The organism is Calidithermus timidus DSM 17022 (assembly GCF_000373205.1).
Taxonomy (GTDB): domain Bacteria; phylum Deinococcota; class Deinococci; order Deinococcales; family Thermaceae; genus Calidithermus; species Calidithermus timidus.
Map to the genome: position 1 here is coordinate 138,130 of NZ_KB890697.1, position 22,267 is coordinate 160,396.

The 22,267-nt window shown below is 63.0% G+C and carries 20 protein-coding genes; 14 read left to right on the forward strand and 6 right to left on the reverse strand.

Annotation, left to right across the window (positions count from 1 at the left end):
• Nucleotides 1–54 precede the first annotated feature (54 nt).
• Both B047_RS0109740 and B047_RS0109745 read left to right on the forward strand, forming a co-directional pair.
• Nucleotides 55–948 (forward strand): universal stress protein, encoded by an 894-nt coding sequence (locus tag B047_RS0109740; RefSeq protein ID WP_018466771.1) that lies wholly within the window; start codon nt 55–57, stop codon nt 946–948.
• 63 nt (nt 949–1,011) lie between these two features.
• On the forward strand, nt 1,012–1,929 hold the full coding sequence (locus tag B047_RS0109745) for an RluA family pseudouridine synthase (RefSeq protein WP_018466772.1): 918 nt from the start codon (nt 1,012–1,014) through the stop codon (nt 1,927–1,929).
• Here the strand turns inward: B047_RS0109745 and B047_RS0109750 are convergent.
• The 3 genes from B047_RS0109750 to B047_RS0109760 form a co-directional block, all read right to left on the reverse strand.
• The gene (locus tag B047_RS0109750) at nt 1,915–3,189 is read right to left on the reverse strand and encodes an O-antigen ligase family protein (RefSeq protein WP_018466773.1); all 1,275 of its coding nucleotides are present in this window, start codon (nt 3,187–3,189) and stop codon (nt 1,915–1,917) included. The genes B047_RS0109745 and B047_RS0109750 overlap by 15 nt on opposite strands.
• A 257-nt stretch (nt 3,190–3,446) precedes the next feature.
• Entirely contained in the window at nt 3,447–3,815 is a 369-nt protein-coding gene (locus tag B047_RS0109755; RefSeq protein ID WP_018466774.1) for a type II secretion system protein, read from the reverse strand.
• 63 nt (nt 3,816–3,878) lie between these two features.
• A complete protein-coding gene (locus B047_RS0109760) occupies nt 3,879–4,232 on the reverse strand; it encodes a prepilin-type N-terminal cleavage/methylation domain-containing protein (protein WP_018466775.1) in 354 nt (117 codons plus the stop codon).
• 339 nt (nt 4,233–4,571) lie between these two features.
• Between B047_RS0109760 and B047_RS18705 the strand changes: the two genes are divergently transcribed.
• Genes B047_RS18705 through wbaP form a run of 6 tightly spaced genes read left to right on the forward strand, consistent with a single transcriptional unit; the run spans nt 4,572 to nt 11,378 of the window.
• Complete coding sequence (locus tag B047_RS18705; protein ID WP_084784982.1) at nt 4,572–5,792, forward strand: oligosaccharide flippase family protein; 1,221 nt, start codon at nt 4,572–4,574, stop codon at nt 5,790–5,792.
• Between the two features lie 9 nt (nt 5,793–5,801).
• Nucleotides 5,802–6,965 (forward strand): glycosyltransferase family 4 protein, encoded by a 1,164-nt coding sequence (locus B047_RS17630; RefSeq protein ID WP_084784983.1) that lies wholly within the window; start codon nt 5,802–5,804, stop codon nt 6,963–6,965.
• The gene (locus tag B047_RS17635) at nt 6,962–7,801 is read left to right on the forward strand and encodes a glycosyltransferase family 2 protein (protein WP_211209146.1); all 840 of its coding nucleotides are present in this window, start codon (nt 6,962–6,964) and stop codon (nt 7,799–7,801) included. Before B047_RS17630 ends, B047_RS17635 begins: the two co-directional genes overlap by 4 nt.
• A complete protein-coding gene (locus B047_RS0109765; protein WP_026234781.1) occupies nt 7,789–8,793 on the forward strand; it encodes a glycosyltransferase in 1,005 nt (334 codons plus the stop codon). Before B047_RS17635 ends, B047_RS0109765 begins: the two co-directional genes overlap by 13 nt.
• A gap of 9 nt (nt 8,794–8,802) precedes the next feature.
• Nucleotides 8,803–9,936 carry a glycosyltransferase family 4 protein gene (locus B047_RS0109770; protein WP_018466777.1) on the forward strand — a complete coding sequence of 378 codons (1,134 nt, stop codon included), beginning with the start codon at nt 8,803–8,805 and terminating at the stop codon, nt 9,934–9,936.
• 2 nt (nt 9,937–9,938) lie between these two features.
• The gene (gene wbaP, locus B047_RS0109775; RefSeq protein ID WP_026234782.1) at nt 9,939–11,378 is read left to right on the forward strand and encodes an undecaprenyl-phosphate galactose phosphotransferase WbaP; all 1,440 of its coding nucleotides are present in this window, start codon (nt 9,939–9,941) and stop codon (nt 11,376–11,378) included.
• A 58-nt stretch (nt 11,379–11,436) separates the two neighbouring features.
• On the opposite strand, the gene B047_RS0109780 is transcribed toward wbaP, so the two are convergent.
• The 3 genes from B047_RS0109780 to B047_RS0109790 all read right to left on the reverse strand — a co-directional run bounded on the left by B047_RS0109780 (nt 11,437) and on the right by B047_RS0109790 (nt 14,117).
• Nucleotides 11,437–13,038, reverse strand: coding sequence for a DAK2 domain-containing protein (locus tag B047_RS0109780; protein WP_018466779.1), 1,602 nt, complete (start codon nt 13,036–13,038; stop codon nt 11,437–11,439).
• Nucleotides 13,031–13,372 (reverse strand): Asp23/Gls24 family envelope stress response protein, encoded by a 342-nt coding sequence (locus tag B047_RS0109785; RefSeq protein ID WP_018466780.1) that lies wholly within the window; start codon nt 13,370–13,372, stop codon nt 13,031–13,033. Before B047_RS0109785 ends, B047_RS0109780 begins: the two co-directional genes overlap by 8 nt.
• Before the next feature lie 82 nt (nt 13,373–13,454).
• Nucleotides 13,455–14,117: a DUF3108 domain-containing protein gene (locus tag B047_RS0109790; RefSeq protein ID WP_018466781.1), complete on the reverse strand. Its 663-nt coding sequence runs from the start codon at nt 14,115–14,117 to the stop codon at nt 13,455–13,457.
• Between the two features lie 88 nt (nt 14,118–14,205).
• On the opposite strand from B047_RS0109790, the gene B047_RS0109795 reads away from it, so the two are divergent.
• From B047_RS0109795 to nirB, 6 genes are all read left to right on the forward strand, one after another.
• Nucleotides 14,206–15,384 carry a lipid-A-disaccharide synthase-related protein gene (locus B047_RS0109795; protein ID WP_018466782.1) on the forward strand — a complete coding sequence of 393 codons (1,179 nt, stop codon included), beginning with the start codon at nt 14,206–14,208 and terminating at the stop codon, nt 15,382–15,384.
• A 301-nt stretch (nt 15,385–15,685) separates the two neighbouring features.
• Nucleotides 15,686–17,326: an amidase family protein gene (locus tag B047_RS0109800; protein ID WP_157205878.1), complete on the forward strand. Its 1,641-nt coding sequence runs from the start codon at nt 15,686–15,688 to the stop codon at nt 17,324–17,326.
• Between the two features lie 71 nt (nt 17,327–17,397).
• Complete coding sequence (locus B047_RS0109805) at nt 17,398–17,784, forward strand: hypothetical protein (protein WP_018466784.1); 387 nt, start codon at nt 17,398–17,400, stop codon at nt 17,782–17,784.
• 56 nt (nt 17,785–17,840) lie between these two features.
• A complete protein-coding gene (locus B047_RS0109810) occupies nt 17,841–18,746 on the forward strand; it encodes a hypothetical protein (RefSeq protein ID WP_018466785.1) in 906 nt (301 codons plus the stop codon).
• A 241-nt stretch (nt 18,747–18,987) separates the two neighbouring features.
• Nucleotides 18,988–20,310, forward strand: a complete 1,323-nt coding sequence (locus B047_RS18420; RefSeq protein ID WP_018466786.1) for a molybdopterin oxidoreductase family protein — start codon at nt 18,988–18,990, stop codon at nt 20,308–20,310.
• Entirely contained in the window at nt 20,259–22,196 is a 1,938-nt protein-coding gene (gene nirB, locus B047_RS16630) for a nitrite reductase large subunit NirB (protein ID WP_018466787.1), read from the forward strand. The genes B047_RS18420 and nirB overlap by 52 nt, the downstream gene beginning before the upstream one ends.
• Nucleotides 22,197–22,267 lie beyond the last annotated feature (71 nt).

Sequence of the window (22,267 nt, forward strand, 5' to 3'; positions counted from 1 at the left end):
ATCGCCACAGACAAAACGCTAAGCTGAGGTTGAGAAGGTGAAAGGAGGCGGCTCATGTACTCACGCATCCTCATGCCCACCGACGGCAGCCCTGCTAGCCAGAAGGCCCTGGGCTATGGCCTCGAGCTCGCCCACTTTTTGGGCAGCGAAGTGACCTTCCTCTACGCCCTACCCCAACTCAGCCTCATCCCCACCGCCCTCGGCAGCCTGGTCTTCCCTCCCGACCTCGAGCGCCAGAAAGCCACCGAGCAGGTGCTGAACCAGGCCCAGAAAATGGCCGCCGAAGCCGGGGTCGAGGCGGCTCTGGAGGGCGTGCCGGGTTACCCCGTGCCCAGTATCCTCGCGGCCGCCCGCTCCCACGACCTCATCCTGATGAGCCCGGGCGGGGGCGAGCGCTGGCCCATGGGCCTGGTGACCCAGGAGGTCTTGCAGCACAGCCCTATTCCAGTGCTCCTGGTGCGCCAAGCTCGCCAGGACGCCCCGATCCCCCCCAGGTCGCTCCTGCTGCCCACCGACACCAGCGAGCCCAGCCAGCAGGCCGTGCAGCACGGGCTCAAGCTGGCCCAGCGCTTCGGCGCCAGGGTCACCTTCCTCAGCGTGCTGCAAAACCCCAGCACCCTCATCCCCATGCCACCCGCCTTCGTCCCGCCCGAGGTGCCCCCCGAGCAGGCCGAAGTCCTGCGCCAGAGCTACGACCACGGCCTCGAGGCCCTGATGAAGCGGGCCCAAGCCATAGGCCTCGAGGCCCACACCCAGCTCCTCCGCCGCGACGACGTGGCCGAGGCCATCGTAGACATGGCCCAGGACTACGACTGGGTCGTGATGGGCACCCACGGACGCGGCTGGTTGGGCCGCTTGCTGATCGGCTCGGTAGCCCAGAAAGTCGCCAACCACGCTCCCAAGCCGCTGCTGGTGGTGCCCAACCGTCCCCAAAGCCGCCCGGCGTGAGGGGCATCGGGGCTGAGGAGTTTTGCGTTTGACGTCCCGCCTCCGGCGTTCCACAATACCCCCGTGCTGCGTTTCAGTGCCCAAGGGGTACGTCTCGACCAAGCTGTGGCCCAGGAAGCCCAGACCAGCCGGGCCAAAGCCCAGGAGTGGATCGCCGCCGGGCTGGTACGGGTAGGCGGCAGACCCATTACCAAAGCGGGCTACAAGCTCAAGGGCGAAACGGTCGAACTCGAGCCCCCTCCCCCCGAACCCACCACCGTCGAGCCGGAAGAGGTCGAGCTCGAGGTGCTTTACGAAGACGCCGACCTCGTCGTGGTCAACAAGCCCGCCGGGATGATCACCCACCCGGCCCCCGGCGTGGTCTCGGGCACCCTGGTCAATGCCATCCTGGGCCGCTATGGCCTGCAAGCCGCCGAGGGCGAGAAACCCGAGTTCGTGCGCCCTGGCATCGTCCACCGCCTCGACAAGGACACCAGCGGCGTCATCGTGGTGGCCCGCCACGAAGCCGCCCACCGTCGCCTGGCCGAGGCCTTCCGGGGCCGCAGCGTGTTCAAGCGCTATGTCGCCATCACCGTGGGCATCCCCAAAGAGGGCGTGCTCATCGCCCCCATCGGCCGCCACCCCGTAGACCGCACCCGCATGAGCGTGGGCGGCATCGCCGCCCGTTACGCCGAGACCGACTTTGTGGTGCTGCGAACCGCCGGGGTCTTCGCCCTCGTGGACGCCCGCCCCCACACCGGCCGCACCCACCAGATCCGCGTCCACCTCAAGCACCTCCACGCCCCCATCCTGGGCGACGAGGTCTACGGCAAGCCCAGCCCCCACATCGCCCGCCACGCCCTCCACGCCTACGAATTGCGGCTTCCCCACCCGAGGACGGGCAAACTGCTGGAGTTGCGGGCCCCCATCCCCGAGGACATGGCCCAAGCCTGGAAGGCTTTGGGGGGCAGCGACCTCGAGGCCGCCTTACACGCGGACTAGCCCAGCTTCACCCTTCTTATCGAGCAGAGCCCAAGCCATGGCCACGAAGACCATGTGGATGGGCTCGACCTGCACCACCGGGAACCAGAACAAGTAGTACAGAAACACCGCCAGCAGCGCGACGGGGATGGACTGCTCGAACACGTTGGCCCTACGGATCAGCCGCCAAACCGGCCACAGGTAGAGCATCACCGTGATCAGCACGGCAAAGAGCCCGTAGGAGATGAGCCGGTCGAGCAGGAGGTTGTGGGCCTTGTCGAGGTAGACCTTGTAGATCAGACCCTGCTTGCCCGTGTCGCTCTTGTAGTTGTCGAGGAAAACCAAAAACGCCTTCGAGCGGATAGGGTCGCCCGGCTGGTAGAGCGTCTGGATCTCCCGGATCGTCGCCTCGGGGGGCCAACCGTACTCGAGGCGGTACTCCCGCATGAGCTCCTCCGGCGGGATGTGGCGCAGCAGGGCCAGGCGGAACCCGTCCGGGCCGCTCCCAATCAGGGGGCTCAGCGGCAAGTGGGTCGCCGCCTTCAAGGCCAGTTCCCAGATAACCAGGCGGGTCTTCCCGGTGGTGGGGTCGGTCAGACTACGATTAAAGTCGAGGCGGTTGGGCACGAGGCTCTGCGCACCGAGAACCATGGCGAGTAGGACCACGGAAAGCCCTAATAGCCAGCGCTCGCGCCGGAGCAGGTTCCACAGCACCAGCACAGCGATCAGGGCATAGACCGAGGCCTTGTTGGTGGTAATGCCCAACCCCAGAGCAACCGCTAGCAGCGCCAGCGCCAAGAACACCCTCTGAGCCGTCCCGCTCGCCCGCAGGAACAAGCCCATCCCGCCAATCAAGACGACGACCATGAACCCCGCCACCATCCCGGGGTGGCCGATGGTGCCCACCGGAGCCTCGTACATGAAGCCTCGAGCCAGCGGCCCCACGGGGTCCAGGGCCAGTCGCTGCAACACCACCACGACTGCTTCAATCACACCCACGACCACTAAGCCAGACAGCAGCAGCGGCCAGGCTTGGCGGTTTTCACGCAACACCCGGTAGACGAAAAGCGACGTCAGAACCAGACCAATTTGGTAAAGCAGACCGTCCATCCGGCCCTCCGCCCCTAGGAGAATCGCGGATAAATCGTCGTCGCGGGCATTTACGCTAGCGATCCCCACGAGCAAGAGGTAAGACAGCAACAGGTAGCTGAAGGGGTTTCGGTAGGATTGCAGGCCGCGAGCTTGCAAAATCCCGAACACCCCGATCACCACCAGCAACATTACCCGTGGAAAAAGCCATACCAACTCGCTGGCGACCACCCCAGAATAAGTGAACTGGGTTATCCCGCTCGCAACCTCGAGGGTTGATACCGAGGGCTTAGGAGCGAAATAGTTAACGAAAAACGGGAAACTCCATATGAGTCCTAGAACAACGGCTAGCCAGATCTGGGGGAATTGATAGTCTCGTTTAAGCATCTTTCTCCAAAAACCTTAGGCGACCCCATTTTAGCTAGGGTCGCCTGAAAAGGTCCGATACCTCAGCGCAGCCAGTAAACCGCACTAAACACCCCGCTGGCTTGTGAGTTCACCGTGATGGTGTATTTATTATCTGCAGAGTCACGGACGATCACACAGCTTCTCACAGCCCTGGGGTATTCCGCCGGGGCCCCCTCATCTTGCAGAATGACACTCCTGCAGTCGCTGCCGTTTAGCGCACTCACATCGCCACCAGCGGTGTCAGCCGAAGCAATCCACTGTACCACCTGCTTCAGGTACATCTGGCTAGCCATGTCCAGTGCACGCTTGCGGGCAGTCAACACATTTGGGGTGAGCACGGCGGCCAAGAGGGCAATAATGGCGATGACGATGAGGAGTTCGACGAGCGTGAAACCCCTTGCCTTGTGCATTCAAGCCCCCTTTTTGCGGCGAGGGCCGGGCCCAAGCCCGGCCCTCGCCGATGCTAGGGCCCGTTAGTACACCGCACTTACAACAGTGCCGTTGACCGAGGTCACGGTAACGGTGCTGCGGCCATCAGTGGAGCTGTAAGAAATGGTGCAGTTACTCACAGCCTTGGGCCAGCTATTGGGAGCGCCCTCGCTCTGCAGCTGGGTAGCGGTACAGCTGGTGATGCTGCTGATCGGCGTACCGGCGGTGTCGGCCGCGGCGAGCCAGGTGGCGACCTGGCGGGCATAGGCAGCAGCGGCCTGGTCGTTGGCGCGCTTGCGGGCGTTGAGCACGTTGGGGATGAGCACGGCGGCCAGGATGGCGATGATGGCGATGACGATCAGGAGCTCGATCAGGGTGAAGCCTTTAGCGTTGCGCATGGTGTTCCTTTCCTTTCCCCGGCCAAGGGATGTATTGGGTATTGGCGCGGGATCTTCAAGTAGTGCAGCTAGAGGGCCTATTGCCGATTTGCCAACTTTGGTCTTGAGGTTGTGCCTCAATACCAAGGGTGATGCTAGCAAGAGGTACAGGTGCTCGCAAGGGCAAATGAACAAGTTATAAGATTCCACTATGCTAAAGCAGCCCCCTACAACCCTCCTTTAACTCGTTTGATCCGTCGTGAACATGATCCGGCGTTACGTAAGTATCATTAAGCTATGTTGTATGGGTCAAATTTCGGGGATGGCAAATGACTGCCATTGTATAACCAGGCTGATTTCATGTTGAAGAACTGGCTACATCGCCCGATAACGCGCAATACGGCTTGGATGCTGCTAGGCTACACAGCTAAGCTCGCTTTTCAGCTACCAACTTTCGTGCTACTAGCCCAGTTACTAGGCCCCGAGGAATTCGGCATCTTCTCCGCCTGCTTAGCCCTAGGAACCCTCCTGTCGCCTTTTGCCGAGCTGGGCGGATATAGTTTGCTCATACGCGACACCGTAGCAGGCATGCCCGCCAGGCAGGCATTGGGTAATAGCCTGTTGACGTCGGCAATAGCAGGCCCTGTCGTTCTGGCCATTATGCTGCTGCTTAAGCTTATCCTTTTACCACAAGCGACTTGGACTACCGTCGGCGCTATTGGAGTGGCTCAACTCATAGCCTCAAGGGCTTGGGTACTTGTGCAAGGCATTAACGTAGCCTACGGATTACTAGGACGCAACGCCGCATTAGAAATCCTCAATGGGCTGATATCGCTGATCTTTGTGCTGCTGCTGCACAGTATAGGTGCTTCAGCTCAGAATTGGGCTCTCCTCTTTCTAACAAATAGCTTACTTATCGGGTTTTTATCCCAATTCTGGGCGTTTCGTACCTGGGGTCTCCCAGTCGCCTCACTCAGCGGCGTGCGTAAGCGTATAGCCCTAGGATTGCAATTCTCTGTAGGAGTAGCCGCTCAGAGTGCTTATACAGAATTAGACAAAGCCATACTTGCCCGCCTAGCCTCAGCCGAGGCTGCTGGCATATACTCAGCTCCATACCGCCTCATTAATGTAGCTTACCTACCTCTGAACGCACTGCTAGCAGCGATGTATCCCTACTTTTTTCAAGCTGGTGGCCTGGGTTTGAGGCACTCTCGAGCGCTAGCGCTGAGGATACTGCCGTTTACTGCAGCCTACGGGCTTGTAGTAGCAACAGCGCTATATCTCATCTCACCGCTACTACCTCATTTTCTTGGTGAAAGCTTCCGGCAGTCAGCTGACGCCCTCCGTTGGATCGCCTGGATTCCCCTTTTGCAAGGACTCTATTGGCCTTTCGCCGACGCCCTTACAGGCGCAGGCTTCCAAAAGACGCGTGCTTTAATCCAAGGCGGTGCGTTATTCCTTAACGCCACACTAAACATATGGTGGATTCCAGGACACGGGTGGCTTGGAGCTGCCTGGGCTGGACTGGTGACTCATGTGGGCTTGTTGATGGCCCTAGGCATTTTGTCTAGAAGTCGCTAACGTACAACTGTGAAGTCACAAATCCTCATACCCCGTGATCGCAGTCCGGTCGGTGGAGTGAGCAGCCATATCGACACTCTGATAAGCGCTTTGTCAAGGGAATTTACTTTCAATTACTGGTACAATCCTCCTACAACCCCTCTAGTCCGAGGGCTTTTATTGCTCAAATCTAGAGCACAGGTATCTAGAGCGCGCATAGCCAATGCCAAGTATCGCATCAATAAGCTTAGATCCCAAATAAAGCAGCGATTAGCTGCGGATTCTCCGGCTATTATACATAGCCATGACCCCATCGCGGGTTATGCATCGCTTGCTTTCTCCAAGCAGCACCCCCTTCTGTATACAGCACATAGCCCGCTTTCGCGTGAAATTCTCATGGATCTAGGCGATGAAGAACTGAGTCGCTACGTAAGAGAACTCGAGATGCTAGTTTACCAAGGCCACAACGCCATCTTAGCCGTCGATAGTGGGCAAGCCGAGATTATCAACAAAGATTTTGGGATAGATCATAATAAAATTTTAGTTATCCCTAATGCGGTAGATTACCAAGACATTCGACGGCAATCTGCTGAAACTGCCCCCCAATTCCTATCTCAAGTCAAAACCATCAATCCGGGTGGGCTGAATTTGCTCTTGCCACGACGTCTAGTTGAAAAGAACGGTCCCCTTGTTGCCATTGAAGCAATGAGCCTACTACCTATTGATTTCCATCTCTGGATTACCGGTGATGGACCAATGCATTCAAAAGTAAAGCGCGCGATTGAAAAGTATGGCCTACATGGGCGTGTCCATCTGTTGGGCACGCAGCCGCGGAATAGAGTTCTCGGTTTAATGGGTGCTATGGATATTGTCTTAATTCCCTCAGTGCCTTCCCACGGAGTGGTAGAAGCATCATCAGTCGCCGCTTTAGAAGCAATGGCATTGGGAAAACCAGTTGTAGCATCAGCCATCGGCGGATTGTTGGAAATCATCACCCATAACCAAACCGGATTGCTGTTCCCTGCAGCAGAACCTCGTGCCTTAGCCGAGTCTGTGCTCCAATTGAAGAGCTACGAGATGCGGAGGTCTCTTGGGGAGGAAGCATCTCGGTACATTGAGCAGGTATGGTCTGTTGATAAGTGGGCAGGGCAGATTTCTAAGACATACCGTGCTTTATTGGAGCGCTACAGGTGAAATTCACGCTGATTCTTGCCACCATCAATCGCTCTACAGAGGTTGCTCGCTTCCTGGAAAGTTTAAGTCTCCAAGAATGGCAAGACCTCGAGTTGCTTTTAGTTGACCAAAACCCCAATGATTTCTTAGAAAAACTCATCACCCCATTCAAGGCAATGCTACCGATCACACACCTACGTTCAGCCCCCGGCTTATCCCGATCGCGGAATATTGGCTTGGCTCACGCCACCGGGGACGTGGTGGCTTTTCCAGACGATGACTGCTGGTACTCTCCTGGCCTACTAAAACAAGTAGCAGGCTTTCTATCTGCCAATCCTGATTGGGATGGTATTACAGGGCGTTCGATAGACGAAACCGGTTGCATATCTGCCGGACGTTGGGACACCACACCTGGACTACTCAACCGCCGCAATGTTTGGCGAAGGGGGATTTCGTTCACCATTTTTCTCAGGCGCAATGTAGTTCGTAAAGTTGGCCTTTTTGATGAAAGCCTGGGTGCGGGAGCGGGAACACGCTGGGGATCAGGCGAGGAAACCGATTACTTGATTCGCGCTATCGACTCGGGCTTTAGGCTTTGGTTTGAGCCTACTCTGCAAGTCTACCATCCTCAACCCACGCCTTCGTATGGCGCAAGCACGCTACACCGTGCGCGTAGTTATGGCCGTGGAATGGGGCACGTCCTTCGCAAACATCGCTATCCGCTATGGGACGTGGCCTACCATTGCCTGCGTCCTCTAGGGGGGGCGACCCTGTCCATATTCAAGGGGCATTGGCGTAAAGCTTACTACCACAGCACAGTTGCTCTAGGGCGGTGGGAAGGCTGGTGGGATCAATAGGATCAATACTAAGCGATGCCCGCTGGATCGGTCCACACGGGATCGGTCGCTTCGCACAAGAGGTGCTAAGCCGTGTAGGGGGGGAGCTGCTCGACAAAGGCCCGCCGCTGCTACACCCCCTCGAGCCCCTCTGGCTCTCCCTACAGCTCTATCGCCGACGGCCCCAGGTCTACTTCAGCCCAGGCTTCAACCCCCCTCTAGCCAGCCTGCGCCCTTTCGTTTTCACGATTCACGACCTCATCCACCTGCGCGTTCCTCAAGAGGCCTCGCTGGCCAAGCAGCTTTATTACAAAGCGGTGGTTCGTCCGGCAGCCCACCGGGCCTATCAAGTGCTCACGGTGTCGGAGTATTCCCGGCGGGAGATCCTCGAGTGGGCGCAGCTACCCGAGCACCGGGTCACGGTGGTGGGCAACGGGGTGAGCGCGGCCTATAGCCCTGAGGGCCCGCGCCACCGGCCGGGCTACCCTTACCTGCTGTACGTAGGCAACCGCAAGCCCCACAAGAACCTGGGGCGGCTCTTCCAGGCCTTTGCAATGTCGGGGCTTGCCCGGGACGTGCGCCTCGTCCTGAGCGGCCCTCCTGACGCTGAAACCCATAATTTGGCCCGCAGTTCAGGTATCACGGGCGGGGTTGTCTTCGCGGGCCCCATCCCGGAGGAAGAGCTTCCGGCGTATTACCGGGGAGCCACGGCCTTGGTGTTCCCCTCACTGTACGAGGGGTTCGGCCTGCCCCCCCTCGAGGCCATGGCGTCAGGCACACCCGTGCTCACGTCCAACACGACTTCCCTGCCCGAGGTAGTGGGGGACGCAGCTGTCACAGTTGACCCCCTCGACACTGAGCAAATGGCTGTACGTCTGCAGGAATTGGTTGAGGACACGGCCCTGCGGGCCGTCCTGAGGGAGAGGGGCCTCGAGCGAGCCCGGCTCTTCTCGTGGGAGAAGACGGCTGAGGCGGTCCGGCGGGTGCTCGAAGCGGCCGCGGGAGAGCGGTAGACTGCGCTCGTGCGGGTTGCCGTCGTCCATGACTGGCTGGTCACCTATGCCGGCTCCGAGCGGGTGCTCGAGCAGATTCTGCTGTGCTTCCCCCAGGCAGACCTCTTCAGCCTGGTAGACTTCCTTCCTCAAGGACAACGTGGCTTCATACAGGACAGACCCGTACAGACCTCCTTCATCCAAAGGCTCCCGAGGGCTCGCGCCGCCTACCGGAGCTATCTGCCCCTGATGCCCCTCGCCGTCGAGCAGTTCGACCTGCGGGGGTACGACGTGGTGATCTCGAGCTCCCACGCGGTGGCTAAAGGGGTACTCACCGGGCCGGACCAGCTGCACCTGAGCTACGTTCACACCCCTATCCGCTACGCCTGGGACCTACAGCCGCAATACCTGCGTGAAGCCGGGTTGGAACGGGGGATAAAAGGCGCACTGGCCCGTGCTCTCCTGCACTACATGCGGTTATGGGATCAACGCACGGCGGCCGGGGTCGACGTATTCATCGCCAATTCCCACTACATCGCCCGGCGCATCCGCAAGGCATACCGCCGCGAGGCTGAAGTGATCTACCCCCCTGTGGACGTGGAATCTTTCACGCTGCACGAGCCCAAGGAGGACTTCTACCTGGCGGCCTCGAGGATGGTTCCTTACAAGCGGATGGACCTCATCGTCGAGGCCTTCAGTCAGATGCCCGAGCGCAAGCTGGTGGTCATCGGGGACGGCCCCGACTTCGAGAAGGTCAAGGCGAAAGCGGCCCCCAACGTCCGGATGATGGGCTACCAGCCCTTCTCTTCCCTCAAGGAGCACATGCAGCGGGCGAAAGCCTTCGTGTTCGCAGCGGAGGAGGACTTCGGGATCATCCCGGTGGAGGCCCAGGCCTGCGGCACGCCCGTGATCGCCTACGGCAAAGGGGGAGCGCTCGAGACAGTACAAGAGGGGGTTAGCGGCGTTTTCTTCCCCGAACAGACGCCTCGAGCCATCCTCGAGGCCGTCGAGCGCTTCGAGCAGCAGACTTGGAACCCCAGCGCCGTGCGCCAAGCGGTCGAACGGTTTGGGGCGGAGCGGTTCCGGCAGCAGTTCAAGGATCTGGTGGAGCGGGAATGGTCAAAATTCGTAGCTTCCAAAAGCGACGGCCGTTACCCTGAGTAACGATGCTACGTCGCCCAGTAAATGCCTCGGTGCGCCTGTTGCATAACCCCTGCTTACCCTGGCTCACCTCGGCAACCCTGCTCTTTTCCGATCTCTTGATGCTGGGGTTGGCCTCGATCGCAACCATCTGGGTACGCTGGCTCCTACCCGGCAGCCTCCCCCTAGAGCTCTACACGGGGCTGTGGCCAGGCTTGATAGTGTTCGCAGCGATCTACGGCCTGGTGGGGCTTTACCGGGTTGGACTCACCCCGGTCGAGGAGTTGCGGCTGCTGTCGTACACCTCGAGCGGTCTTTTCCTGGTGTTCGGCGCCGCCACCTTTTTGCTCAAGGGGGGCGAGCTCTACTCGCGCTCGGTGTTCCTGGTGGTCTGGCTGTTGAGCTTGCTGCTGGTGCCGCTGGGGCGGGCACTGGTTCGGCATCTATTCGCCGCCAAACCCTGGTGGGGCGAGGCCGTGGTGATATTCGGGGCGGGGGCCACACAGTGCCAGGTGGTTCGAGCGCTCCAGGCCCAGCCCGGTCTGGGCTTCAAACCCATCGCCATGCTCGACGACGACACGAGCCGTCATGGCACGGCCTGCGCGGGGGTGCCGGTTGCAGGAGGAATGGACCTGGCCCCCGCGGTCGCCCGGCAGTTAGGAGTGCGCTACGCGGTGGTGGCGATGCCAGGGGTAACCCGAGGGGAGTTGCTGAAGCTTCTGGAGCAGCAGGAACGGGTCTTTCCGCACCTCCTGCTCATCCCCGACCTGCTGGGACTCAGCAGCCTGTGGATCTCACCCCGCGATCTCGGCGGGATGCTCGCCCTCGAGCTGCGCCAACAGCTCCTGCTGCCCGGGCCCCGCCTCCTCAAGCGGCTGATGGACCTTGGCCTGGTCGTACTGGCAGCCCTGCCGCTGGCCTTGCTCACCGCGGTGATCGCGCTGCTGATCCGCCTCGAGACCAAGGGTCCCGTCTTCTACGGCCACCCCCGTATCGGCCAGGGGGGCCGGATGTTCAGGGCCTGGAAATTCCGCTCGATGGTTCCCGACGCCGACCGGGTACTCGAGCAATACCTGGCACAGCATCCGGAGCTGCGAGAGGAGTGGGAGCAAAACCACAAGCTCAAAAACGACCCCCGGGTCACTCGAGTGGGCCGCTTCCTGCGGCGCACCAGCCTCGACGAACTCCCCCAGCTCTGGAACGTACTCAAGGGCGAGATGAGCCTCGTGGGACCTCGCCCCATCGTGCAAGAGGAGGTCGGCCGCTACAACCAAGAGCTGAGCCTGTACCTGAAGGTACGGCCCGGGCTTTCGGGCATGTGGCAGGTCTCCGGGCGCAACAACACCTCCTATGCTCAGCGGGTAGCGCTGGACACCTATTATGTGCGCAACTGGTCGGTGTGGCTCGACCTGTACATTCTCGCCCGAACAACCCTAGCAGTGCTCAGCAAAAACGGAGCCTATTGATACCGGATTCAAAAAGAGCTATCTTTTTGAATCCTAAAGCCCTCCCTTATGACAACGCCTACTCAATCGCAGCCAGGTAGTCGTAGAGGTCGGGGCTACCCGGCAGCACCTCGATGCTGAGGTCCTCGAACTGAGCCTTCAGGAAAGAGAGCAATTCATCGAGCTTCTCCCGCTCCACCGCGGCCCCGTGAAAAAGGGTCATGATCTCGTATTCGTTCTCGGCGACGCTCAAGCGCACCAAGTTGATCAGAGCTTCCTCAGGGGTGTCGGCCACCACGACGAGCTTGTCGTTCTTCAGACCGATGGGCTTGCCCTCCTTGACGTCGAGGCCCTCTAAGCTCGCGTCGCGGCTGGCACGGGTGACCTCGAGGGTCACCGCGCGGGCAGCGGCCTCCTCCATTTCGGGGATCAGTTCGGTGAGCTCAGCCTCGGCCTGATAGACCACCGCAGCCGCCAGTCCCGCGCCCAGGGTGCGGGTGGGCACCACCACCGCGTTCTTACCCTGGGCCCTAGCCAGCTCGGCGGCCTGGTTGGCGCTCATGATCACGTTGGAGTTGTTGGGCAACACGATGACGTTGGGATTGGGCAAGCTCTTGATGGCCTCGAGGATGTCCTGCACGCTGGGGTTGGCAGTCTGACCACCCGCCACCACCCGGGCCCCGAAGCCGCGGAAAGCCTTGACCAAGCCCCAGCCCGTAGCCACCACCACAAGCCCCGTGGGCGGCGGAGCCTCGTCGGCGGCCCCGGCCATGCTCAGGATTTCGGTGTGCTGCTGGGACATGTCCTCGACCTTGGTGCGCACCATCTTGCCATAGCGGGCCACCAGGGCCAGCAGGCCGTCGGGGTCGTTGGTGTGAATGTGACCCTTGACGTAACCCTCGGCCCCTACCACCAAGAGCGAGTCGCCGTAGGACGAGACCATCTCGCGTATCTTCTCCACCGGCTCGACCACGCCTTCCATGAGGAACTCGGTGCAGTAGCCGAAGTCCTCCTGCTCGAAGGCGGTCTGGGCGTACTTCTCGATTTTGGGGGGCTCGGGCAAGGGCAGGCCCAGCACGTAGCCCTGCAAACCCTCAACCAGGCGGATCAGGCCCGCGCCTCCGGCATCGACCACCCCGGCCTGCTTGAGCACCGGCAGCAGCTCAGGCGTGCCCTCCAGCGCCCGGCGCCCGGCGCTCAGGGCGGCCTCGAGCACCTCCTCGATGCTGCTGGCCCCCTTCCCCAGCGCTCTAGCCCCTTCGGCCAAACCGCGAATGACGGTGAGGATGGTGCCCTCTACCGGCTTCATCACGGCCTTGTAACCGGCCTGCTGGCCCTGCTCGAGGGCCCGCACCAGCAAGGGAGGCGTCAGGGTGGGCTCGTTCTTGATGGCCTCGGCAAAGCCCTTGAGGATCTGCGAGGTGATCACCCCGGAGTTGCCACGCGCTCCCAGCAGCGAACCGTAGCTGATGGCCCGCGCCACCTCGCTCATGCGGGAGGTATCGGCCAAGTCCAGCTCCCGCCGCACCGATTGCAGCGTGAGGTGCATGTTGGTGCCGGTGTCGCCGTCGGGGACAGGGTAGACGTTGAGGGCGTTGGTTTCCTCGACGTAGATGGCGAACCAGTCGGTAGCGTAGCGGAAGGCCTCGGCTACGGCGCCCGGGGTCAGGCTCTCAGCCACGGCTCACCCCCACCACGTGAACCCGCACCGCCGAGAGCTCGGTGCCGGCGAGGCTCTTGGCTGCCCAGTGAACCCGCTCACCGATGTTGTCCACCACGGCGGGGATGCGCGAACCAAAGGCCACCACCACGTAAAGGTCGGCCACGTATTTGCCGGGAGCGGCGGGATCGGGCTTGACCACCACCCCTTCGCTGGCTTCGGTCTTTCCCAGGATGCGGCTGATCGAATCGCGAATTCCGGCGGGGCTCATGCCCACCACGCCGGGCACTTCATGGGCCGCCAGGGCCACGATCGCGGCCAGGGCTCCTTCGGTTACGGTGATATTGCCTTTCAAGCAAGCCTCCAAAAGCGCTGAGGAAAGGGCTCACAGCTAAAACACAGCCATGGGCCAGCGGCTACTCGCTCAGCTATCGGCGCTATTCTATCAGCCGCGCCTCGAGGCGACCCCAGTCCCGCCCGAAAGCCAGGAACACCGGGGTGCGGCGGGCATCGTTGCGCAGCCAGATTTCGATGGTGGCCCCGTTCTGGGCGATGCGGTAGCCCAACAACCCCTCCTTGTCCTTCAAAAGCTCGGGCCTGCTCAGGATGATCGCCTTGAAATCCACCATCTGCACAACCCTGACTTCGGGGTTGAGCCGCAAGAAGTATAGCACCGAGAGGTCGTCGAGCACTGGGCGCACCTCGGCTTTGTAGCCGTGCTTCTGGCCGTCGGGCTCGGTGATGGTTACCACCAGCGGCTCCTGGCCGGCCTGTCGCTCGGCCAGGAGGCGGGTGGTGCCCCTGAAAGGCTCGATGAGGGTCTTGGAAAAGCGCAGGGTGTAGAATTCCTCGTCCACCAGGCTCTCCACCTCGTAGCCGTAGCCCAGCAGCACCCCCAGCCCCTTGGGGATCAGCTTTCCCTCGAAGCGCCAGCCCCCGGCCTGGGCGGTGGCCATGAGGCGCAGCTCGCCAGCCTCGAGGCCCGCCCAGCTAAAGCGGTAGACCAGCTTCTCCCCCGAAGCCCACGGCACCTCCCTGGCGGCCCAGGCCGATGGACCGAGAACGCTCAGGCAAAACAGCAGGGGCCAGACAAAGCTCATCGCTCACCGCCAGCTTACCAAGCTGGCCGAAGAGGGTAAATCCGCTGGAGGGCACTTATCGCCTGGCTGCTAGACTTGGTAAGGCTCTATGGGCCGCATCCTGCTGATCTCCAACGGCCATGGCGAGGACATCATCGCCGCGGTCATCGGACAGAAGCTCCAGGCGCTGGGGTACGGCCTCGAGGCGCTGCCGCTGGTGGGCCGGGGCACGGCCTATGAGCGCACGGGTTTCGTTGTGCACGGCCCACGCCGACAGATGCCCTCCGGAGGCTTCGTGCTCGACGACCCCACGGCCTTCCTGCGCGACCTGCGGGCGGGCTGGCTGGCGATGAGCCTGGGGCACTGGCAGGCAGCCCGCCAGGTGGCCGCCCGGTCGGAGGCCATCGTGGCCGTAGGCGACCTCTACGCCCTGGCGGTGGCCCGCATCTTTGGCCGTAAGCCCACCTTTTTGATGCAGTCGCGGGTTTCACTGCGGGCTTGGGGTGGCCGGGACAGGCGGGTAGACCGGGCGTACACGGGCCTCGAGCGTCTCCTCATGCGAAGCGCCGTGCGGGTCTACCCCCGCGAGCCCGAGGGGGCCCGGTGGCTACGCGCCCACGGCATCGCCCAGGCCGAGTACCTGGGCAACCCCATGCTCGACGCGGTGAGCGGCGAGGCCAGCCTCGAGCCTTCCCCACCCTACCTGCTGCTGCTGCCCGGCTCACGCCCCGACGCCTACTACAGCCTGCCGAGGATGCTCGAGGCCTGCCGCCTGCTGCGCTCCACCGGCCTGACCCCCGTGGTGGCCTGGGCGGGCCTCGAGCTGAGCAAGCTGCAAACCCCCGGATGGAGGAAGGAAGCCACCGCAAAGGCCGAGGGGGTGGTGCTGCGCCTGATCCACCCCGATGGCACCGTAGCCCACCTGACCACCGGAGCCTTTCGGCGGGCGCTCGAGGGGGCCCGCCTGGCCCTCTCCACCAGCGGAACCGCCGCCGAACAGGCCGCGGGCTTCGGCGTGCCCCTAGTAGGATTCCCCACCGCCGGCCCCCAATACACCCTCCCCTTCGCCCGGGCCCAGCAGAGGATGCTGGGAAGAGCCCTGACCCTGACAGAACCCAACCCCGAGGCCATCGCCCAAGCGGCCCGCGAGCTGCTCTCCAACCCCACCCGCTACGCAGCCGCCCAGGCCGACGGCAAGGCCGCGATGGGCGAAGCCGGAGGGGCTGAGCGGATTGCTCGAGATGTAGATCGGTGCTTGCGTCGGCTGCCGATGATCGATGGCGGATAGCCAAACGTCAAACGCAAGACGCCATTGGTAGGACGCCAAATCATCCCTTGAGGCCGTGCCCGGCAGTCAAAGCGATTGCAGCCGCGCTCTCGGGGCAAGCCCGAGCTTCGCCCCTACGGTCGTGATACCAGATTCGGTCAGTTCGTTCCCATTCGGGAACGAACTGACCCGACCGAAGGGAGTGCTCTAGGATTCAAAAAGATAGCCTCTGAAGGTCTTTGGTTTGGGTGATTATCTTTTTGAATCCGGTATGATTCGGTCTACAGGCTAGAGGCGGCGCGTTCTGGTAGTGTGGGGCGTCATGAGCCAGCAGTCCTCCCCTCCGACCTCCGCGGAGTCGGGTAAGCCAAGCAGCCCCAAGCGCGACTGGGAGAGCTTTGTAGCGCGGCAGGTCCATGAACAGACCGCCCAGCACGAATATCCTCTGCGCCAGGCCCTGGACTTCTCGCCCTTCGAGGAGGCTCTGACCGGTCTCGAGCCCACCCTCCTCGCGCGGCTCGAGCGCCTGAGCCAGTCCTCGAGCATCCAAGGGCTTCAGGCTGCGATGGCGGCAGGCGAGGTGAGTTCCGAACAGCTCACCCTCTTCTACCTGGAGCGCATCCGTCGCTACAACGACCGGCTTGGCGCCTACCTCGAGCTCAATCCCCTGGCGCTCGAGCAGGCCCGCGAGCGCGACCTCGAGCGCCAGCGGGGCCGCGTGCGCGGCCCACTCCACGGCATCCCCCTGTGCCTCAAGGACAACATCGCCACCGCCGCCCCCATGCACACCACTGCCGGAGCCGCTGCCCTGCGTGGGGCTACCCCCGATCGCGACGCCTTCGTCACGAAAAGGCTCTTAGAGGCCGGGGCGGTGATCTTGGGCAAGAACAACCTCTCGGAGTGGGCTAATTTCATGAGCAGCACCTCGGTCAACGGCTTCAGCGCCCTGGGGGGGCATACCCGCAACCCCTACGGCCCCTTCGACGTCGGCGGCAGCAGCAGCGGCACCGCCTCAGCGGTAGCGGCCAACCTGGCGGTGGCCGGGATCGGCAGCGAAACCTCAGGCTCGCTCATCTACCCTGCCGCCCAGAACAGCCTCTTCACCCTCAAGCCCACCCTGGGTCTGGTCAGCCGTGACCGCATCATCCCCATCACCGACGCACAGGACACCGCCGGGCCCATGAGCAAAAGTGCCGCTGATTTAGCCGTGCTGATGTATGTGCTGGCCGCGCACGACCCCAACGATCCCCTCACCCAACGAGCGCTGCATCCCAGGGTCGGGGAGTTCGCCAGGGCTCCGGTCCCGCTGGCGCTTGAGGGGCTAAGGGTGGGCTGGGTGCAGCACGTGCAGCGCGAGGGCGACCAAGCCGTGATGGAGCGCGTGGCCCAGAGCCTGCGCGAAGCGGGAGCGGAAGTGGTGCCCGTGCCCTATCCCCAAACCAAGCTCGAGATGCTTCCGGTGCTACGCTACGGCCTGCGCCAGGGGGTCAACGCCTACCTCGAGGCCACCCGAGCCCCCATCGGAAGCCTCGAGCAGGTGATTGTCTTTAACGCCCAGAACCCGGTGGCCGCTCCCTACGGCCAAGACCTGCTGCAGGCCTCCCAGGACGAGGCCATGACCGCGGATCAGTACCGTGAACTCACCCTGCACAACCGCAAGGTGGGTATGGCAACCTTGCGGGAGCTGATGACGCAAAGCCGGGCCGGGGGCGATCCCCTGTCGGGACGGCATAGCCATACACCAACGGTACTCATGGCCATCGGCAATAGCCTCTCGCTCTACACCTCGACTTCCGGCTTCCCCGTGCTCAACTTCCCGGCGGGCTACCGCGACTCCGGCGAGCCAGTGGGGGTTTCGCTGGTGGGGGACCTGCTCGAGGACGCCTACCTGATCTCCCTGGCCCAGGCCATCTCGGAACGCCTGAATGTTCGCCGCCCACCCTCGATGGCCGAGGACTCATGATCACCCCTCCCCTCCCCGCCAGTGGGGAGGGAGCACCCCCGGCGTTTTGCTTTGAGCTGTAGATTAGGCCCGTGGAACTCATCTTCATCTTGCGCGACCTATTGGTGCTCCTGGCGCTGCCCACGCTAGCGCTCAGCGCGCTGCTGAGCCTGCCCTTACTGGTGCGCGAGCCCGCCACGTGGCAGTCGCGGTTTTTCCAGGTGCTGGCGGGCCTGGCCATGGCCGGTTTCGTCTTAGATTTGCTGCTGCGCTTCTTGTTCGCCGGCGGCTCGCCTTGGCTGCACTCCGCCTACGGCCTGCTGGCGGTGCTGATCCTCTACGGCGTGAGCGGCCTCGAGCCCGGAGGCTGGCTGCGTAGCAGCCTCAGCAAAGCGCCCGAGCGCATCGGTCCCTATTTCTTCTGGGCTAGCTTCGTGGGCTTCCTGCTGTGGTGGCGCTTCATCGAAACGGGACGGTGAGTTGGTCAACAGCGTATCTTTGCGTTTCGCATTCTACCTACAGTAGCCTAAGGTCCGTGCAGGCCGGGCCTATCGAACTCATCACAAATGCCCCCGCCGATTGGCCAAAGGTGTGGCTCGAGGGCCCCCTCAGCGCGCATACCCCTACCCTGCACTTCATCACCGCCGCCGAGACCTGTTTTCGCGGCTCGCAGGTGCAGGTGCTCGAGGCCGATGTGGTGCGGGTCACCCGCCAGGGGGTGCTGGTGGTGCCCTTGCGGGTCAAGGCCCCAGATGGCGAGTACGACCTGTTCTTCTACCCCGAAGCCGACGAGAAGGCCGCCGGGCACTTCATGGCCGTTCACGAGATTGCCCGCAAGTTCGGACGGCTCAGGCCGCTTTTCTACAGTACCGACGACCTCTTCGCCATCTATCCCGACGACGTGGGCGAGGTGGCGCGGCAGGACCGGCTGTTCATCCAAGCTTCGCTCGCACCCCCCAAGGGGCAGTACGCCATGTGGTGGGCCGAGCAACCCGGCGAGCGCTTCGAGTTGAGCCCTACCTACGGCCTCATCGACCGACTGTACCGCGAGATCAGCGGGCTGGAGTTCTCGGCCTTCGCCCAGATCCTCATCGAGATCGGGATGATCCAGCACGAGGAAGAAGCCACCGCCCACACTTTCCCCGATCAGACCGTGGAAATCCCACTCCAAGGTCCCGAAGGCGTGCCGATCATCCTATCCTTCTCCCAGGCGCGGGGAATTCGCTTTCACTTTCACGTCCAGCGCACCCCGCCGGAGTACCGCGAACTCTTCCTCAACCTAGCCCTGCTGCGTTTCAAGCTTTGGAAGAAGCGACCTGAGATCGCCTCCATGCCCAGGCTCGAGAGCCCCCCCTTGCTGTGGTGGCAGGACCTGGGCAAGCGTCTGCGCTCGCTGAGTGACGACCAGGCTATCGGCGCGGTGGGCTCGGTCAAGCGCTGACCCGAGCGGCTGCTACTCCCTGGGTTTCCAGGGAGTTAATTTATTTTGGAATTAAATTTGCACCATGTACTCTTGCCATATATTAAATAATACGATGACATTTTGCATATATTAAGCGTATTTGTGCAAAGTGTTAATCATAAAGTGATTAGTTGACCAAAAATTCATTGACAGTTTGCATATTCAACTCTATACTTCCCGGCATGGGAGGCCTGGCTTCCCATCCCTAGAACACAACCCTATGGAGGCACTCCCCAGCACCCCCACCCACTGCTGTTTCTGCGCCATGCAGTGTGCGATACAACTGCACGCTGACGGCACGGTTAAGCCGCTGCCCCACCCCGTCAACGGGGGAAAGCTCTGCGTGCTGGGCCTGACCTCGGGCGAGTTGCTGGGGCACGCCGACCGCCTGAGGACCCCGCTAGTGCGCAAGGGTGGGCGGCTCGAGCCCACAAGTTGGGAAGAGGCGCTGGAGGTGGCCGTGCGGGGTTTTCGGCCCGTCGCCGCCGAGCACGGCAGGAGCGCCAACGCGGTATACGGCGGGGCCAGCCTGAGCAACGAAAAAGCCTACCTGCTGGGCAAATTCGCCCGGCTGGCCCTGGAAACACCGCACGTGGACTACAACGGGCGCTACTGCATGTCGGCGGCGGCGGCCCAGAACCGTGCGCTGGGGCTGGACCGGGGGCTCAACCGCCCCCTCGCCGACCTTCCCCGATACGACCTGATCCTGTTGGTGGGCTCCAACGCCGCCGAGTGCCTGCCCATGCTGATGCCTCATCTGCAGCGGGCCAAGGAGGGCGGAACCCGTTTCATCGTGGTAAACCCCCGACGCACCCTCACCGCCAACCTGGCCACCGTGCACTTGGCCGTGCGCCCCGGCACCGATCTGGCGCTGGCCAACAGCCTGCTCTATCTGCTGGCCAGGGAGCAGCGGCTCAACCACGGCTTCATCGCCGAGCGCACCCGAGGGCTAGAGGAAGCCCTGAGCGCTGTGCAGGGGTGTACAGCGGCCTGGGCCGCGGAGGTCTGCGGGCTGATGCCTTACGAGGTCGAACAGACCGTCCTTCTCCTTGCCAGCGCCCGTAAGGCCCTCATCCTCACCGGGCGCGGAGCCGACCAGAACTCGCGCGGCGTCGCCACCAGCTTGGCTTTCATCAACCTGGCGCTGGGGGCTGATTTTGGCACCCTCACCGGCCAGGCCAACGGCCAAGGGGCGCGGGAAATGGGCTTGAAAGCGGACCAGTTGCCGGGCTACCGCAGCATCGAAGACCCTGCCGACCGCCAGGCCGTCGCCCGCGTGTGGGGAGTGGAGCCCGAGCAACTCCCCGGCAAGGGGTACTCGGCCTTTGGGATCCTGGAGGCCGTCGCTCGAGGGGAGATCCGGGGGATGCTGGTAATGGGCTCGAACCCCATCCCTTCTTCCCCACGCTCGGACTGGGTGCGCGAGGCTCTGGTGCACATGGAGCACCTGGTGGTGATCGACTCCTTCCTCTCGAGGCCAGGGGCAACCGCGTGGCGGCGCTGCATTTCACCGACGGGGAGCGCCTCGAGGCCGACCTGGTGATCTTCGCGGCGGGGATCCGCCCCCGCGACGAGCTGGCGCGCCAAAGCGGCCTGGAAGTGGGCGAGCGTGGCGGCATCGTGATCGACGAGCACTGCCGGACCTCCGACCCCCACGTCTACGCCATCGGGGAGTGCGCGCTCTACCAGGGCCGCGTCTACGGGCTGGTAGCGCCCGGCTACGAGATGGCCCGGGTCCTGGCCGAGCGCCTCACGGGCGGCGAGCGGGCCTTCAGCGGCACGGACCTGTCCACCAAGCTCAAGCTGCTGGGCGTGAAGGTGGGCAGCTTCGGCGACGCCTTCGCCCAGACACCGGGCGCCCAGGAGGTGCTCTACAGCGATTTTGGCAAGGGCTTCTACAAGAAGCTGGTGCTCAGCGAGGACGGCAGGCGGCTCCTGGGCGGCATCCTGGTGGGCGATACCTCCGACTACGCCAAGCTGCACAACCTGGTCTTGAACGCCGTGGAGCTGGACAACCCCGAGCACCTGCTCGTCCCCCCCGGCGAAGGAGGTCCTGCCCCCAAGACCCGCCTGCCCGCGACGGCGCGGGTGTGCTCGTGTGAGAACGTGACCAAAGGGACCATCTGCGAGGCGATTCGCTCGGGCTGCCGCGACGTCGCCTCGCTGAAGAAGGCCACCCGCGCTGGCACCGGCTGCGGCGGCTGCGTGGGCACGGTGGGCGAGATCCTCAAGGAGGAGTTACTTCGGTTGGGCGAAAAGGTCAGCGACCACCTCTGCGAGCACTTCCCCTACAGCCGCCGCGAGCTCTTCGACATCGTGCGGGTCAAGGGCTACAAGACCTTCGACGCCCTGCTGCGCGACCACGGCACGGGGTACGGCTGCGAGGTCTGCAAGCCGGCGGTGGCCTCGATCCTGGCCTCGCTCCACAACGAGTACGTGCTCGAGGACGCCCACGCACCCTTGCAAGACACCAACGACCGCTTCCTGGCCAACCTGCAGCGCGACGGCACCTACTCGGTGGTGCCCCGCATCCCCGGCGGGGAGATCACCCCCGAGGCGAAGAAGTACGGGCTTTACACCAAGATCACCGGAGGGCAGCGGATAGACCTCTTCGGCGCACGGCTGGAGCAGCTCCCGCACATCTGGGCCGACCTCATCGCCGCCGGCTTCGAGTCGGGCCACGCCTACGGTAAGGCCTTGCGCACCGTCAAGGGCTGCGTGGGCGACACCTGGTGCCGCTACGGGGTGCAGGACTCGGTGGGGCTGGCCATCCGCCTGGAGAACCGCTACAAGGGCCTCAGGACCCCCCACAAGATCAAGATGGCGGTCTCGGGCTGTACCCGCGAGTGCGCCGAGGCCCAGGGCAAGGACGTGGGGGTGATCGCCACCGAGCGGGGCTGGAACCTCTACGTGTGCGGCAACGGCGGCATGAAACCCCGCCACGCCGACCTGCTGGCCGCCGACCTCGACGAGGAGACCCTGGTGCGCTACATCGACCGCTTCCTCATGTTCTACATCCGCACCGCCGACCGGCTCCAGCGCACCAGCGTGTGGCTGGAGAAGCTGGAGGGGGGCCTCGAGTACCTGCGCGAGGTGATCGTGGAGGATAAGCTGGGCCTGGCGGCGGAGCTCGAGGCCCAGATGGCCCGCCACATCCAGACCTACCAGTGCGAGTGGAGGGTCACGCTGGAGAGGCCCGACAGGCTCAAGCACTTCCGCCACTTCGTCAACTCCGACGCCCCCGACGACAACATCGTGATGGTCGAGCAGCGCGGCCAGCACCGCCCGGCCTACGACTTCATGCACGCCACCGCGCTGGCGCTGGCCGAGGCGATCCCCAACGCCCGGCACCGCACCCTCGATGACCAGACCCACGAGGTGGCAGCCGAGGCCTTGGCCCCCGTGTTGGTCGAGTTTTTCAGCGGTTGAGGCCTTCTTCTGCGCGGCCTCAGGCCCTGGAGCGCCGCTGCTAGCGGCACATCTTGCCCTGCGCGCCGCAG

Bases quoted from the DNA above. Each gene is read 5' to 3' on its own strand.
- B047_RS0109740 (WP_018466771.1), top strand. From the start codon at position 55: ATGTACTCACGCATCCTCATGCCCACCGACGGCAGCCCTGCTAGCCAG.
- B047_RS0109750 (WP_018466773.1), bottom strand. From the start codon at position 3,189: ATGTTGCTGGTGGTGATCGGGGTGTTCGGGATTTTGCAAGCTCGCGGC.
- B047_RS0109755 (WP_018466774.1), bottom strand. From the start codon at position 3,815: ATGCACAAGGCAAGGGGTTTCACGCTCGTCGAACTCCTCATCGTCATC.
- B047_RS0109760 (WP_018466775.1), bottom strand. From the start codon at position 4,232: ATGCGCAACGCTAAAGGCTTCACCCTGATCGAGCTCCTGATCGTCATC.
- B047_RS18705 (WP_084784982.1), top strand. From the start codon at position 4,572: ATGTTGAAGAACTGGCTACATCGCCCGATAACGCGCAATACGGCTTGG.
- wbaP (WP_026234782.1), top strand. From the start codon at position 9,939: ATGCTACGTCGCCCAGTAAATGCCTCGGTGCGCCTGTTGCATAACCCC.
- B047_RS0109790 (WP_018466781.1), bottom strand. From the start codon at position 14,117: ATGAGCTTTGTCTGGCCCCTGCTGTTTTGCCTGAGCGTTCTCGGTCCA.
- B047_RS0109795 (WP_018466782.1), top strand. From the start codon at position 14,206: ATGGGCCGCATCCTGCTGATCTCCAACGGCCATGGCGAGGACATCATC.
- B047_RS0109800 (WP_157205878.1), top strand. From the start codon at position 15,686: ATGAGCCAGCAGTCCTCCCCTCCGACCTCCGCGGAGTCGGGTAAGCCA.
- B047_RS18420 (WP_018466786.1), top strand. From the start codon at position 18,988: ATGGAGGCACTCCCCAGCACCCCCACCCACTGCTGTTTCTGCGCCATG.